The 15,209-nt window shown below is 56.7% G+C and carries 16 protein-coding genes; 11 read left to right on the top strand and 5 right to left on the bottom strand.

From position 1 onward, the window contains the following. The first annotated feature begins 16 nt into the window (after positions 1-16). From ydgT to gstA, 11 genes are all read left to right on the top strand, one after another. Complete coding sequence (gene ydgT / locus E0E17_RS15855; RefSeq protein WP_130834964.1) at positions 17-232, top strand: transcription modulator YdgT; 216 nt, start codon at positions 17-19, stop codon at positions 230-232. Positions 233-335: 103 nt separating this feature from the next. Continuing rightward, a complete protein-coding gene (locus tag E0E17_RS15850) occupies positions 336-779 on the top strand; it encodes a DUF2569 domain-containing protein (RefSeq protein ID WP_130834963.1) in 444 nt (147 codons plus the stop codon). A 123-nt stretch (positions 780-902) separates the two neighbouring features. Continuing rightward, positions 903-1,484, top strand: a complete 582-nt coding sequence (gene rsxA, locus E0E17_RS15845; RefSeq protein ID WP_130834962.1) for an electron transport complex subunit RsxA — start codon at positions 903-905, stop codon at positions 1,482-1,484. Next, positions 1,484-2,062, top strand: a complete 579-nt coding sequence (rsxB, locus tag E0E17_RS15840) for an electron transport complex subunit RsxB (RefSeq protein ID WP_130834961.1) — start codon at positions 1,484-1,486, stop codon at positions 2,060-2,062. The genes rsxA and rsxB overlap by 1 nt, the downstream gene beginning before the upstream one ends. After that, on the top strand, positions 2,055-4,673 hold the full coding sequence (rsxC, locus tag E0E17_RS15835) for an electron transport complex subunit RsxC (protein ID WP_130834960.1): 2,619 nt from the start codon (positions 2,055-2,057) through the stop codon (positions 4,671-4,673). The genes rsxB and rsxC overlap by 8 nt, the downstream gene beginning before the upstream one ends. Then, positions 4,674-5,732: an electron transport complex subunit RsxD gene (rsxD, locus tag E0E17_RS15830; protein WP_130834959.1), complete on the top strand. Its 1,059-nt coding sequence runs from the start codon at positions 4,674-4,676 to the stop codon at positions 5,730-5,732. Between the two features lie 3 nt (positions 5,733-5,735). Then, positions 5,736-6,368: an electron transport complex subunit RsxG gene (gene rsxG / locus E0E17_RS15825; protein ID WP_130834958.1), complete on the top strand. Its 633-nt coding sequence runs from the start codon at positions 5,736-5,738 to the stop codon at positions 6,366-6,368. Next, on the top strand, positions 6,361-7,065 hold the full coding sequence (locus tag E0E17_RS15820) for an electron transport complex subunit E (protein WP_130834957.1): 705 nt from the start codon (positions 6,361-6,363) through the stop codon (positions 7,063-7,065). Before rsxG ends, E0E17_RS15820 begins: the two co-directional genes overlap by 8 nt. Continuing rightward, entirely contained in the window at positions 7,062-7,700 is a 639-nt protein-coding gene (nth, locus tag E0E17_RS15815; RefSeq protein ID WP_130834956.1) for an endonuclease III, read from the top strand. Before E0E17_RS15820 ends, nth begins: the two co-directional genes overlap by 4 nt. A gap of 705 nt (positions 7,701-8,405) precedes the next feature. After that, a complete protein-coding gene (dtpA, locus tag E0E17_RS15810; RefSeq protein WP_130834955.1) occupies positions 8,406-9,911 on the top strand; it encodes a dipeptide/tripeptide permease DtpA in 1,506 nt (501 codons plus the stop codon). A gap of 153 nt (positions 9,912-10,064) precedes the next feature. Continuing rightward, positions 10,065-10,670 carry a glutathione transferase GstA gene (gene gstA / locus E0E17_RS15805; RefSeq protein ID WP_165446264.1) on the top strand — a complete coding sequence of 202 codons (606 nt, stop codon included), beginning with the start codon at positions 10,065-10,067 and terminating at the stop codon, positions 10,668-10,670. A gap of 38 nt (positions 10,671-10,708) precedes the next feature. Here the strand turns inward: gstA and pdxY are convergent, their stop codons facing one another. From pdxY to anmK, 5 genes are all read right to left on the bottom strand, one after another. Then, the gene (gene pdxY / locus E0E17_RS15800) at positions 10,709-11,569 is read right to left on the bottom strand and encodes a pyridoxal kinase PdxY (RefSeq protein WP_130834953.1); all 861 of its coding nucleotides are present in this window, start codon (positions 11,567-11,569) and stop codon (positions 10,709-10,711) included. 53 nt (positions 11,570-11,622) lie between these two features. Then, positions 11,623-12,897 (bottom strand): tyrosine--tRNA ligase, encoded by a 1,275-nt coding sequence (gene tyrS / locus E0E17_RS15795; RefSeq protein ID WP_130834952.1) that lies wholly within the window; start codon positions 12,895-12,897, stop codon positions 11,623-11,625. Positions 12,898-13,034: 137 nt separating this feature from the next. After that, positions 13,035-13,691: a pyridoxamine 5'-phosphate oxidase gene (gene pdxH, locus E0E17_RS15790; RefSeq protein WP_130834951.1), complete on the bottom strand. Its 657-nt coding sequence runs from the start codon at positions 13,689-13,691 to the stop codon at positions 13,035-13,037. Between the two features lie 52 nt (positions 13,692-13,743). Next, positions 13,744-14,058: an MliC family protein gene (locus E0E17_RS15785; RefSeq protein WP_130834950.1), complete on the bottom strand. Its 315-nt coding sequence runs from the start codon at positions 14,056-14,058 to the stop codon at positions 13,744-13,746. A gap of 12 nt (positions 14,059-14,070) precedes the next feature. Then, the gene (gene anmK, locus E0E17_RS15780) at positions 14,071-15,186 is read right to left on the bottom strand and encodes an anhydro-N-acetylmuramic acid kinase (protein ID WP_130834949.1); all 1,116 of its coding nucleotides are present in this window, start codon (positions 15,184-15,186) and stop codon (positions 14,071-14,073) included. Between the last annotated feature and the right edge of the window lie 23 nt (positions 15,187-15,209).

Raw genomic sequence — 15,209 nt, 5'->3', positions numbered from 1 at the left:
TCTTTATATGGCAATCATGACTGCGCAAGATTACCTGCTGAAATTTCGTAAAGTAAATAATCTGGAAAGCCTGGAAAAACTATACGACCACCTGAATTATTCTTTGAGTGATGATAAGGAAATTATGAATATGTACCGCGCTGCCGATCATCGCCGTGCCGAGCTGGCTTCCGGTGGTCGACTGTTCGATTTGGGCTGCGTGCCGAAATCGGTATGGCGCTACGTAGTATAAGATTGTTCTCCCGCCATTTTTACTGTTTCACTGCCCATAGCACCTGTGTTCTGCCGGAACATGATATTCTTTCTGCCAATTTCTCAGAGACAGGAAAGAATTGATGACTGACCAGGTGACTGCACCACGTATTGCTGGCTGGCTGTTATTGCCGCTGGCGTGGCTGATTATGACCATGCTGACCTGTGCGCTGGTGCTGGCGATGTATTTAAGCCCACTGTTTAATCCCGCCTGGCGCGTGGCGCTCTTCTCGCACGGCAGTGCGCTGATGATGCAATGGGCTATCTCTTTGCTGACCGCCTCCGCCGTCTGGCTCTACAGCCTGTGGGTCACCTGGATCTTTTGCCAGCGTTCGCAGCGACTGCCGCGCCAGTACATTATCTGGCTGCTGGTCACCGTACTGCTGGCATTGAAAACGTTCGCCTTTACCCCGATATCCGATGCGCGCGCGCTGCAAACCCTGCTGCTGTCGCTACTGGCGGCAGCGGTGTTTGTGCCCTATTTCAAGCGTTCTCAGCGGGTAAAACAGACCTTTACCCGGCCTTAACGGCGTGAGAATCGCCACGAATTTAATTCTGAGTGCTTTCTGCCGCGCTCTGATCGGGGATGAGGTTGAGATAAACCGCCTAATCCCCGATAATAAGCCGCTTTCCGACTCCCAGGCGAAATAATGACCGATTATTTACTTCTCTTTGTTGGCACAGTGCTGGTGAATAACTTCGTTCTGGTGAAGTTTCTCGGCCTCTGTCCCTTTATGGGCGTTTCCAAAAAACTGGAAACGGCAATTGGCATGGGACTCGCAACCACTTTTGTGATCACGCTGGCCTCGATTTGCGCCTGGCTGGTCAATCACCTGATCCTGCTGCCGCTGGATCTGGTTTACCTGCGCACCATGGCCTATATCCTGGTGATTGCCGTGACCGTGCAATTCACCGAAATGGTGGTGCGTAAAACCAGTCCGTCGCTCTATCGTCTGCTGGGTATTTTTCTGCCGCTGATCACCACAAACTGTGCCGTACTGGGTGTGCCGCTGTTGAGCGTCAACCTGAACCACAGTTTTTTGCAGGCCTCGCTTTATGGATTCAGCGCCTCACTCGGCTTTTCGCTGGTGATGGTGCTGTTCGCCGGCATGCGTGAACGGCTGGTGCTGGCCAATGTGCCGGCACCTTTTAAAGGTTCCTCTATCGCCCTGATTACCGCTGGCCTGATGGCGCTGGCGTTTATGGGCTTTACCGGTCTGGTGAAATTCTGATGTCCGCTATCTGGATTGCTGTTGCCGTATTAAGTGCGCTGAGCCTGGTTTTTGGTGCCCTGCTCGGCTACGCCTCACGCCGTTTTGCGGTGGAAGAAGATCCTATCGTCGAACAAATCGACGCCGTTTTGCCTCAGAGCCAGTGCGGTCAGTGCGGGTATCCGGGCTGTCGTCCCTATGCTGACGCGGTCGGCAACAATGGCGAAGCGATTAACAAGTGCGCCCCCGGCGGCGAGCAGACCATGCTGAAGCTGGCCGAACTGCTGAACGTAGAGCCGCAGCCGATTGATGGCGATGATATGGCCAAAGCGCCGGTGCGTACCGTGGCCTGGATCGACGAGGCAAACTGCATCGGCTGTACCAAATGTATTCAGGCCTGCCCGGTGGACGCTATTGTTGGCGCGACGCGCGCCATGCACACCGTGCTGAGCGATGTCTGTACCGGATGCGATCTCTGTGTCGCCCCCTGTCCTACCGACTGCATTGAAATGCGTCCGGTTGCCACCACCACGGCAAACTGGAAGTGGGACCTTGAAACTATTCCTGTACGGGTGATTCCGGTAGAAAGTCATGCTTAATTTGTTCAGTTTGTTGCGCAAAGAGAAAATCTGGGATTTTCCGGGCGGCATTCATCCACCGGAAATGAAAACCCAGTCGAATGGCACCCCGCTCAGCCAGCTGCCCTTACCGGATCGCTTTATTATTCCGCTGAAGCAGCATATCGGCCATGAAGGTGAAATTTGCGTCAGCCCGGGGGATAAAGTACTGCGTGGACAGGCGTTGACCTTTGGTAACGGGCGCATGTTGCCGGTACACGCCCCGACTTCAGGCGTGGTTGAAGCTATCGCGCCGCATATGACCGCCCATCCCTCTGGCCTGGCGGAGATGTGCATATTCATTACGCCAGATGGCGAAGATCGCTGGATCGAACGGCAGCCCCTGCCCGATTACCGTCAGCACGATCGCGCCGCGCTGGTACAGCGTATTCATGACGCTGGCGTTGCCGGGCTGGGCGGCGCCGGTTTCCCCACCGCCAGCAAGCTGAAAGGCGGACTCAACGGCGTAAAAACCCTGATTATCAATGCCGCCGAATGCGAGCCCTATATCACCGCCGACGACCGGCTGATGCAGGAGTGCGCGGACGAAATCGTTGAAGGCTGCCGCATTCTCGCCTGGGTGCTGCAGGCTGAACGGGTGCTGATTGGGATTGAAGACAATAAGCCGGAAGCTATCGCCGCGTTAAAAAAAGCGCTTGGCGGCGCGCGCGACCTGCAGTTACGGGTGATCCCAACCAAATATCCCTCCGGCGGCGCGAAACAGCTGACGAAAATCCTCACCGGCCTGGAAGTGCCGCACGGCGGGCGCTCGTCCGATATTGGCGTGCTGATGCAGAACGTCGGCACCGCCCGGGCGGTGAAACGCGCCATTATTGATGGGGAGCCGATTACCGAACGTGTGGTCACCCTGACCGGTGATGCTATAGCCCGCCCGCGTAACGTCTGGGGACGTCTGGGGACGCCGGTAAGCCATCTGTTGCACCAGGCGGGCTTTAACCCGGGCCCGGGACAGATGGTGATCATGGGCGGACCGCTGATGGGCTTTACCCTGCCCTCGCTGAATGTGCCGGTGGTGAAAATCACCAACTGTATTCTGGCGCCCGCAGCGCATGAGATGGGCCGCAGCGAACCGGAAAAATCTTGTATTCGCTGCAGCGCCTGCGCTGACGCCTGCCCGGCAAATCTGCTGCCGCAGCAGCTCTACTGGTACAGCCAGGGCAAAGATCACGATAAAGCGCGTGCGCACCATATTGATGACTGTATTGAATGCGGCGCCTGCGCTTATGTCTGCCCCAGCAATATCCCGCTGGTGCAATATTATCGTCAGGAAAAAGCGGAGCTGCGTGCTATCGATCTGGAAGCGAAGCGTACTGCCGAAGCGAAAGCGCGTTTTGAAGCGCGTCAGGCCCGCCTGGAGCGGGAAAAGCAGGCGCGTGAAGCGCGCCATGAACAGGCTAAACGCCGCGCAACCGCCAGTGAGAAGCCGGAAGTTGCCGAAGCACTGGAACGCGTCAGAGCGAAGCGTAGCGCAGTGGAAAACAGTGCTAATGCAGCCGATGACGCCGCCCTGATAGCACAGCGTGAAGCGCGCAGAGCGCAGGCGCGCGCACAACAGGCGGAGAATCAGTCAGAAACCCAGGCGCTCAGCCGTCAGGTTGAGGATCCGCGTAAAACGGCCGTTGAAGCCGCCATCGCCCGCGCCAGAGCGAAGAAAGCCGCTGCGCCGCAGCCTGCAGAGGCTGTGTCTGAACCGGCGAACGGGACAGGTGTGGCCGATCCGCGCAAAGCCGCCGTTGAAGCTGCTATCGCCCGTGCCAGAGCGAAGAAAGCCGCCGCACAGCAGCCAGAAGCGAAGGCTGAGCCGACGATCAGCGCTGAAACCAACACCGCACCTGCGGCGGAAGCTGAAACGGAAACGGTCGATCCGCGCAAAGCCGCCGTGGAAGCCGCCATCGCCCGTGCCAGAGCGAAGAAAGCCGCCGCCGCACAGCAGCCAGAAGCGAAGGCTGAGCCAGCAGACAGCGCTGAAACCAACACCGCACCTGCGGCGGAAGCTGAAACGGAAACGGTCGACCCGCGCAAAGCCGCCGTGGAAGCCGCCATCGCCCGTGCCAGAGCGAAGAAAGCCGCCGCAGCACAGCAGCCAGAAGCGAAGGCTGAGCCAGCAGACAGCGCTGAAACCCACACCGCGCCTGCAGCGGAAACGGAAACGGTCGATCCGCGCAAAGCCGCCGTGGAAGCCGCCATCGCCCGCGCCAGAGCGAAGAAAGCCGCCGCGGCACAGCAGCCAGAAGCGAAGGCTGAGCCAGCAGACAGCGCTGAAACCCACACTGCACCTGCAGCGGAAACGGAAACGGTCGATCCGCGCAAAGCCGCCGTTGAAGCTGCTATCGCCCGCGCCAGAGCGAAGAAAGCGGCCGCGGCACAGCAGGCTGAAGGGAACGCTGAGCCAGCAGACAGCGCTGAAACCCACACCGCGCCTGCAGCAGAAGCATCGTCAACAGACGCCGAACCTGCCGTTGCACCGGACGCGACAACAGAACCCATGGATGCGCGTAAAGCGGCGATTGCTGCCGCTGTTGCTCGCGCGAAAGCGCGCAAAGCGCAGCAGCACTCAAGGCCTGAGGATTAAATGGCATTTCGTATTGCAAGTTCCCCCTATACTCATAACCGCCGCAGTACCAGTCGCATTATGCTGCTGGTAGTGCTGGCCGCGCTGCCGGGTATCGCCGCACAATGTTATTTCTTCGGTTACGGTACGCTGATTCAGGTATTGCTCGCCGCCCTGACCGCCTGGCTGGGCGAAGCCGCCACTTTACGCCTGCGCAAACAGCCGCTCGCCCCGGTTCTGGCCGATAATTCCGCCCTGCTTACCGCGTTACTGCTGGGTATCAGCATACCGCCGCTGGCCCCCTGGTGGCTGGTGGTACTGGGCACGCTGTTTGCGATTGTCATTGCCAAGCAGTTGTATGGCGGCCTGGGCCAGAACCCCTTTAACCCGGCAATGGTGGGTTATGTGGTGCTGCTGATTTCCTTCCCGGTGCAGATGACCAGCTGGCTGCCGCCGGAATCGCTGCAGATAATGAAACCAGGACTTGCCGACACCTTTGCCATGATCTTCAGCAACCAGACGCTTGCGGGTGCCTCAATGCAGCAGCTCCAGCTGGGAATCGATGGCGTCAGTCAGGCCACGCCGCTGGACAGCTTTAAGACCGGCCTCCGCGCTGGACACAGCGCAGAGCAACTGCTGACACAGCCGATATACAGCGGTGTGATTGCGGGCCTCGGCTGGCAATGGGTTAACCTGGGCTATCTGCTGGGAGGCCTGTTTCTGCTGTGGAACAGAACCATTCGCTGGCATATTCCGCTGAGCTTCCTGCTTTCGCTGACGATCTGTGCCACGCTGGGCTGGTTCTTCTCCTCCGACTCGCTGGTCTCGCCGCTGATCCACCTGTTTTCCGGGGCAACGATGCTGGGCGCCTTCTTTATTGCTACCGATCCGGTCACCGCCTCGACCACTAATAAAGGACGCCTGCTGTATGGCGCGCTGGTAGGATTGCTGGTGTGGCTAATCCGCAGCTTTGGCGGATATCCGGATGGCGTCGCCTTTGCTGTGCTGCTGGCCAATATCTGCGTGCCGCTGATCGATTATTACACGCAGCCGCGTGTCTACGGCCATCGCAAGGAGTAGCCGATGCTGGATACTATTCGTAAAAACGGTGTCACGCTGGCGCTGTTTGCCGCCATCACCACCGGCCTGACTGCGGTAGTGAATACTCTGACGAAGCCCACGGTCGAGCACCAGACCGCGTTACAGCAAAAAAGCCTGCTGGATCAGGTGGTGCCTGCCGAACTTTATGATAACGCGATACAACAAGAATGTTACATTGTCACCGATCCCGCGCTGGGCAATGACCGACCGCACCAGCTGTTTATTGCCCGTAAGGACCTCACGCCTGTGGCTGCCGCCCTTGAGACCACTGCGCCCGACGGCTACTCTGGAGCCATACAAATGCTGGTGGGTGCCGATTTTCAGGGCAAAGTGCTGGGCGTACGGGTGATCGAACATCATGAAACCCCGGGTCTCGGCGACAAGATTGAGCTGCGTATCTCCGACTGGATCAACAGCTTTACCAGTAAAGTGGTTCGGGGCGTTGATGATACGGCTTTTGCGGTGAAGAAAGATGGCGGTGAGTTCGACCAGTTTACCGGTGCGACCATTACGCCGCGCGCGGTGGTCAACGCCACAAAGCGTACCGCCCTGTTTATGAAAACCCTACCTGCGAAACTCTCTTCGCTGCCCGATTGTGGAGATGCACATGAGTGAAGCCAAAAATTTATTGATCGGCGGTCTGTGGAAAAACAACTCCGCACTGGTGCAACTGCTGGGGCTCTGTCCGCTGCTGGCAGTGACCTCTACCGCCACCAATGCCCTTGGCCTTGGGCTGGCGACCACGCTGGTGCTGACCATCACCAACAGCGCCGTTTCTCTGTCGCGTCGCTGGGTGCCTGCCGATATCCGTATTCCCATTTATGTGATGATCATCGCGTCGGTGGTGAGCTGCGTACAGATGCTGATTAATGCTTATGCTTACGGCCTTTATCAGTCACTTGGCATCTTTATTCCGCTGATCGTGACCAACTGTATTGTGGTGGGACGTGCTGAAGCGGTCGCCTCTAAAAGTTCTCTGCCGCTGGCTGCGCTGGATGGCTTTGCCATCGGTATGGGGGCTACCTGCGCCATGCTGGTACTGGGTTCGCTGCGTGAAATTATCGGCAGCGGCACACTGTTTAACGGCGCCGATCAGCTGCTCGGTCCCTGGGCCAAAGCACTGCGTATTGAGGTCGTGCATTTCGACTCCCCGATGCTGCTGGCGATGCTGCCGCCGGGCGCCTTTATCGGCCTGGGTCTGATGCTGGCGGCAAAATATGTGATTGACCAGCGTCTGAAACAGCGCGCTGCACGCGCCGCCAGCGCGCCGCAACCGCAACCGCAGGGCCATACCGCCGGGAAGGTGATGTGAACAAGGAGAAACGCACCGAGATTCTCAGCCGGTTACGGGAGAACAATCCGCATCCGACCACTGAGCTGAATTTTTCCTCCCCTTTTGAGCTGCTGATTGCCGTTTTACTTTCAGCACAGGCCACCGACGTCAGCGTAAATAAGGCCACGGCAAAACTCTATCCGCTGGCAAACACGCCAGAGGCGATGCTGGCGCTGGGCGTAGAAGGCGTTAAAGAGCATATCAAGACCATCGGCCTGTTTAACAGCAAAGCGGAAAATGTCATTAAAACCTGCCGCATTCTGGTGGAACAGCACGGCGGCAAGGTGCCGGAAAGCCGCGAAGCGCTGGAAGCCTTGCCGGGCGTAGGACGTAAAACGGCTAACGTGGTACTGAATACCGCGTTTGGCTGGCCAACGATTGCCGTCGATACCCACATTTTCCGTGTCTGTAATCGTACCGGCTTTGCGCCGGGTAAAAACGTGGAACAAGTGGAAGAGAAACTGCTGAAGGTGGTGCCTGCGGAGTTTAAGGTGGACTGTCATCACTGGTTAATTCTGCATGGCCGTTATACCTGCGTGGCGCGCAAACCACGTTGCGGTGCCTGCCTGATTGAAGATCTCTGCGAATATAAAGAGAAAGTCGATATTCAATAAGCCGGGCGGCCATGCGCCGCCGTTTGCTCAGATGATGCGCCTGACTGCTGTCTGCTGCCAGACCGGCTTCGCCGGATAAAAAAGGCTGGCACAGGCTGCCGCTGCCTTCTCGCCTGATGCCGGATATTCCCCTGATGCCGGTTGCGGCTGAATACCATAAAACGCTTTCCCGCTGGGCTTGCCCCTGCTTTACCGGTGGATAACGCTGGCAAATAAGCGCTGCGCAATCGTTTACTTTTTTTACCTCGTAAATTAATTTCTTTTTTTGTGCATCAGATCAAGCATTTGCCTTTGTCCGTCTGTCACACCCCACGCCAGGCCCATTTCACCGAGTCTTACCCCTGCTTTTTAAGACAATAACAATATGATTATCTGCTTAATAATTTACATGTAATGCAATATGCTTTATTTTCCCCATGTCGCAGTTAATCCCATTTTGTTGCAGGAATTCGCCTGCGTTACCAACGTTTATTCTGATATAATTCCACGCGCTGAAATTAAAAACTATCTGGCAACACTCTTTTACCAGGTTAACTCTGACAATCTGCGCTGCGGCAGTAAGGGAAAAAGTGCTTGCCCTGCTGCTTTGAATCAGCCACATTAAGCGCCGTTTTTCCTGTCCTATAACAAAGTCGCGCATGTAAACCTGACGTGACGACGACTTAATTCCTGTCACGAAACAGGCATGTAAAAACTGAGGTACAAGTGTCAACTGCAAACAAACACACTGATGAGGCCGTCAGCCTCAATGCGTTCAGGCAGCCAAAAGCGTTTTATCTGATCTTCTCGATTGAACTCTGGGAGCGCTTTGGTTATTACGGCCTGCAGGCAATCCTTGCTGTCTTTCTGGTTAAACAGTTAGGCATGTCTGAATCTGACTCGATTACGCTGTTTTCCTCCTTCAGCGCGCTGGTTTATGGCCTGGTCGCCATTGGCGGCTGGCTGGGTGACAAAGTGCTTGGCACCAAACGCGTGATTATCCTTGGCGTCATCGTTCTGGCGCTCGGCTATACGCTGGTGGCGATGTCCGGTGACAGCACCAGGCTGGTCTATTTCGGTATGGCCACCATTGCTGTGGGTAGCGGCCTGTTTAAAGCCAACCCCTCATCTTTGCTCTCTACCTGCTATGACAAAGATGATCCGCGTATCGATGGTGCCTTCACCATGTTCTATATGGCAATCAATATCGGTTCGCTCTTCTCCATGATGCTGACCCCCTGGCTGGCGGCGAAGTATGGCTGGAACGTCGCCTTTTCACTGTCGGTGATTGGTCTGCTGATTACCCTGCTGAACTTCCTTTTCTGTCAGCGTCTGGTCAAAGATTACGGTTCGAAGCCCGATTTTGCCCGGCTGCAGTTCGGCAAGCTGCTGGCTACCCTGGTGGGTGTGGTGGTACTGGTGGCCCTGGCGGCCTGGCTGCTGCATCATCAGGCGATTGCGCGTATTACCCTGGGGGTGATTGCGCTGGGTATTGTGCTGGTGTTCGCGAAAGAAGCCTTTACCCTGAAGGGCGCTGCACGTCGTAAGATGATCGTCGCCTTTCTGATGATGGTAGAAGCGATTGTTTTCTTTGTGCTCTACATGCAGATGCCGACTTCCCTGAACTTCTTTGCCATTCGCAACGTTGAACACAGCATCCTCGGTATCGCCTTTGAACCCGAGCAGTTCCAGGCACTGAATCCGTTCTGGATCATGCTGGCCAGCCCGCTTCTGGCGGCGGTGTATAACAAACTGGGCGATCGTCTGCCGATGCCGCATAAATTTGCCATTGGTATGGTGCTCTGCTCTGCGGCTTTCCTGGTGCTGCCGCTGGGGGCGAAATTTGCCAGCGATCTGGGCATTGTTTCTGTCAGCTGGCTGCTCCTGAGCTATGGCCTGCAGAGCATTGGTGAACTGATGATCTCCGGTCTGGGTCTGGCAATGGTGGCGCAGTTGGTACCGCAACGCCTGATGGGCTTTATCATGGGCTCCTGGTTCCTGCCCACCGCCGGTGCGGCAGTGATCGCCGGTAAGGTCGCTAACCTGATGGCCGTTCCGGAAGATGTCACCGACCCGCTGCAGTCGCTCAGCGTCTGTAGCGAGGTGTTCCAGCAGATTGGTATCGCCACCGCCGTGATTGCCCTGTTGATGCTGATCACCGCGCCGCTGCTCAATCGCATGACGCACAGCGATACGCAGCCGGAGTTGCAGAACGCCAAAACCAATCATTAATAATAAAAGCCGGGAGAAATCCTGGCTTTTTTTCTTTTCCGCCCGCCTCCCCGCCTTGCTTTTCCCGTCCCCCTTTTCCTGATCCCGGTCACTGGCAAATCTCTGTTGAACGATTAAGCTGCATTGATCACCTTTTCACAGGAGCCTCTGATGATGAAACTCTACTGCAAGGCCGGAGCCTGCTCGCTCTCGCCCCATATCGTAATGCGCGAATGCGGACTCGACTTTACGCTGGTCAATGTTGATCTGATGAATAAGAAAACGGAGCAAGGGGCAGATTACCTGCAGATCAACCCCAAGGGCCAGGTACCTGCCCTCCAGCTTGATGATGGTACTATCCTCACCGAAGGGGTGGCGATCGTGCAATACCTGGCCGACCAGAAGCCGGATCGCCATCTGCTGGCCGCCACCGGCAGCCTGACGCGCTATCACACTCTGGAATGGCTGAGTTTTACTGGCAGCGAGCTGCATAAAACCTTCGCCCCGCTGTTTAAATCCACAACGCCTGAAGAGTATAAGCCGCAGCTGCGTCAACAGCTGGAAGCACGCTTTCGCTACGTTAACGACGCACTGCAGGATAAACAGTGGCTGATGGGGCTGCGTTTTAGCGTGGCGGATGCCTATCTTTACGTTATGACGCGCTGGGCGAAAGCGTTGCAGCTCGATTTAAGCGGGCTTGAGGCGCTGGAAACCTGGTATAACCGCGTGACCGAACGTCCGGCGGTTCAGGCGGCGCTGAAAGCGGAAGGACTGGTTTAAGGCAGGTAAAAGCGGGCCACGGATGGGCCCGCTCAGGATCAGATTTTTTCCGCCGCGAAATGCTGCGTTGGCGTGGCAATCGCATCCTGCGCGGCCACCAGCTGCAGTTCATATTCGCCCATGGCGTGGGTTTTCAGCATCACTTCATAGACCGCCGCGGTCACATGTTCCAGCGCCGCCTGCAGCGCTTTGCCGTGCAGCAGATTGACCAGCAGCAAACCGCTGGTCAGATCGCCCACCCCGACGGGCTGACGTACGCCAAAGTCCACCAGCGGACGCGCAATATGCCAGGCTTCGTCGGCGGTGACCAGCAGCATCTCAAAACGATCGCTACGGCGTCCGGCACGCGCCAGATGCTTCACCAGCACGATTTTGGGTCCTGCGGCGATCAGCTCACGCGCCGCCGCCACCGACTCATCCACATTCGCCACGGTTTTGCCACTGAGCATTTCCAGCTCCAGCAGGTTAGGCGCAATGATATCGCTGGCGGGCAGCGCGGCTTTGCAGTGAAACCCGGCGACGCCCGGCGCAACAATACAGCCCTTTTCCGGGTGTCCCATTACCGGATCGCAGAAGTACCAGGCGTTGGGATTCGCCGCCTTCACCTGACGCACGATCTCCAGGATCTGCTCGCCCTGTTCAGCGGAACCCAGATAGCCGCTCAATACCGCGTCACAGGTTTTCAGCCGATCGATATCCGCAATACCTTTCACGATATCGGTTAAATGGGTGGCGGGCATCACGGTGCCGGTCCAGTGACCATACTGGGTATGATTGGAGAACTGTACCGTATTCAACGGCCAGACATTGGCGCCCATACGGCGCATAGGAAATTCAGCAGCGCTGTTGCCGGCATGGCCGTAAACCACATGCGACTGAATTGCGAGTATATTTTTCATAAATCACCTAATGCCTTGCCATAAAAAAGGGCCAGAAACCGGCCCTGAAACGCTTATTGCCAGTTCACCAGACAGTAATGTTTTTTACCGCGACGCAGCAGCGTAAAGCGGCCAAACAATTTATCGTTGTCTGTAAAACGATACTCTGCGTCAGACTGTTTTTCGCCGTTAACCGTCACCGCATTCGAGCTGATCATGGTGCGCGCCTGGCCGCGTGACGGCACCAGTCCGGCATTCACCAGCGCCTGCTGCAGATCATCACCCTCACTCAGGGTAATGGTCGGCATACCGTCCTGCGCCAGCTGCTCGAAATCGTCTTCTTTCATTTCCTGCAGCGAGCCGGAGAAGAGGCTTTCGGTGATGCGCTGCGCAGCCGCCAGCCCTTCCTCGCCGTGCACCAGGCGGGTGACCTGCTCGGCCAGCACATACTGCGCGCGCGGTGCTTTGCCGCTGTTTTTATCTTCCTCTTCCAGCGCATTGATCTCCTCAATACTCAGGAAGGTAAAGAATTTCAGGAAGCGATAAACATCGGCATCGGCGGTATTGATCCAGAACTGGTAGAACTTGTATGGGCTGGTTTTCTTCGCATCAAGCCACACCGCGCCACCTTCAGTTTTACCGAATTTAGTGCCATCCGCTTTGGTGATCAGCGGCACGGTCAACCCGAACACCTGATTCTGATGCAGACGGCGCGTTAAATCGATGCCGGAGGTGATGTTGCCCCACTGGTCAGATCCGCCAATCTGCAGCGCAACGCCGTGCAGTTTATTCAGGCAGGCGAAATCGTAGCCCTGCAGCAGGTTATAGGAGAATTCAGTAAAGGAGATGCCCTGATCGTCGCGATTCAGGCGCTGCTTAACCGCTTCCTTGTTAATCATCTGATTAACAGAAAAGTGTTTGCCGATATCACGCAGAAAAGTGAGCACATTCATGCTGCCAAACCAGTCATAGTTATTGGCGGCGATGGCGCTGTTTTCACCACAGTCGAAATCGAGGAAAGGGGCAACCTGTTTGCGGATCTTATCGACCCACTCATTCACGGTTTCCGTGGTATTAAGTTTGCGTTCTGCTGCTTTAAAGCTGGGATCACCAATCAGCCCGGTGGCACCGCCCACCAGTGCGACCGGCTTATGTCCTGCGTCCTGAAAACGTTTCAGGCAGAGCAGCGGCACCAGATGGCCCAAATGCAAGCTGTCAGCAGTCGGATCAAAGCCGCAATAGAGCGCGATTGGCCCTTGCGCCAGTCGTTCTGCTAACGCTTCCTCGTCCGTTACCTGGGCGATAAGGCCCCGTTCTTGCAATTGTTGTATCAGGTTACTGCTGGTCATCACTGACTCCAATTTGATCAGACTGCACCTATGCTGGTACACAGCTTTCCGCTGAGATGCGGAAGAAAAAAAGAAGGGATATAGCATAAAGCGCTGACGCCTTCTGTGCCAGCGCTGAAAAGGGGTAAAGCACAAGATTAGGGGGCCAGGCGATCGATTTTCCAGCCGCTGCCTTCACGCTGATAAATAAAACGGTCGTGCAGACGGTGCGCACCGCCCTGCCAGAACTCAATGGTATGAAATTTAACCCGATATCCGCCCCAGAAACTGGGCAGCGGGATCTCACCCTGCTGAAATTTTTGCTTCAGCTCGAGAAATTTGCTTTCCAGCACGCTGCGTGCAGAGAGACGGCTCGACTGTTTCGATACCCAGGCGCCAATCTGGCTCTCGCGCGGACGGCTGTGAAAATATTTCATCACCTCCAGCGGCGTGAGCTTCTCGACTTCGCCCAGCACCATCACCTGACGTTCCAGCGCATGCCAGGGAAAATGCAGCGAAATGCGCGGATTATGCGCCAGATGCTGTGCCTTACGGCTGCCAAGATTGGTGTAAAACACCATGCCGCTTTCATCGAAGTGTTTCAGCAGCACAATACGCTGATAGGGCTGCCCCTGCTCATCAACAGTCGCGATGGTCATCGCGCTGGGATCGGGCAGTTGCGCTTCGCACGCCTGCGCCAGCCAGCGCTCAAACAGCGGGAGCGGATGATCAGGTAAATCGTTACGGCGCAGCCCACCACGCGTATATTCGCGACGCAAATGGGCCAGGGGATGCAAATTATCACTGTCGCTCATTTTTCACTCTTTCTGTTATCGGCAAAGTCGCTGGCACCGGCCAGCGCACGCCTTAGCTGCCGCTTTGCAGCAGGCAGTCATTAACCACAATCTTACCATTGCGCTCGATAAAAGCGCCGTTGCCTTTGGACCAGAAAACGTAATGGCCGTCGCTGTAACGAGTGCCGGAAGCGGACCGGGTTTGCTTCAGGGTCAGCGGCTGACCATCCATAATAAAGCTTACCTGCTGCTGCGCATTATCCTGGGTGACGGTTAAGGGCATGGTGCCACAGGTATAGCGCAGGGTCAGCGGCTGTTCAGCGGGTTTCTGCATCATGCCGCAGCCTGCCAGCAGCAGCACGGCAGTCAGGGAGACAACTTTCATCATGAACCGTTCTCCTTAAACGAGAGGATTAGCAGGAAAAATAGCGCCCAGTACCGTTTCGCGGCTGGCGCCAGTAACGGCGGGCAGATTACCGGGTAAACCGGACAGGGTACGAAAGGCGAGCCAGGCAAAGGCCAGCGCTTCCATATCGTCGCCGCTGATGCCCAGCGCTTCGGTCGGCCCAACTTCCGTACCGGGCAGATGCGCAGCAAGACGGGCCATCAGCAGCGGATTACGGCCACCGCCGCCACATACCAGCAGCCGCTCGCAGCCGTCGTTTAACATCACCTGCCGGGCAACAGTGAGTGCCGTCAGTTCAGTGAGCGTCGCCTGCACGTCTGCCGGCGCCACGCCGGGAAAACGCTGCAGATGCTGCTCTACCCATCCCAGATTAAAATATTCGCGTCCGGTACTTTTGGGCGGCGGCAAGGCGAACCAGGGATCGCTGAGCATCTGCTGAAGCAGCGGCGTCACGACCTGACCGCTGCGCGCCCAGTTGCCCTCTTTATCATAAGGCTTGCCCTGATGTCGCCAGATCCAGGCATCTATCAGCATATTCCCCGGCCCGGTGTCGTAACCGCGTACCGGCTCACCTGGCAGCAGCAGTGATAAATTGGCTATACCACCAATATTTAACACCATCCGCCGTTCCTGGCTATCCATCAGCAGCGCCTGATGAAACGCGGGCACCAGCGGCGCACCCTGTCCGCCCAGCGCCATATCGCGCCGCCGGAAGTCACCTACCACCGTCACCCCGGTTGTCGCCACGATCTGATTATTGTCGCCAATCTGTAAAGTGCTTGGCGCTTCGCCCTGCGGTTCGTGCCAGACGGTCTGACCATGACAGCCGATAGCCACCACATCTTCCGCATCCAGTTCCTGCTGCTGCATCAGCGTCATCACCGCTTCGGCAAACAGCTTGCCAAGGCGCGTATCGAGTTGTCCCAGTTGCGACAGAGTCAGCGACTGTCCCTGGCAGACAGCCAGTATCTGCTGGCGCAGCGCCTGCGGCATGGGATGGCAGTAGCTCGCTTGCCGGGCGACCACATGATCGTCGATGGCCGCCAGGACCACATCAACCCCATCGAGACTGGTGCCCGACATCACGCCAATATAGCGTCCTGATTTCATTGCCTTACCTTACTTCCTGTTGG

The organism is [Erwinia] mediterraneensis (assembly GCF_900604315.1).
Classification (GTDB): domain Bacteria; phylum Pseudomonadota; class Gammaproteobacteria; order Enterobacterales; family Enterobacteriaceae; genus Pantoea; species Pantoea mediterraneensis_A.
This window is presented reverse-complemented; position numbering and strand designations above follow the sequence as displayed.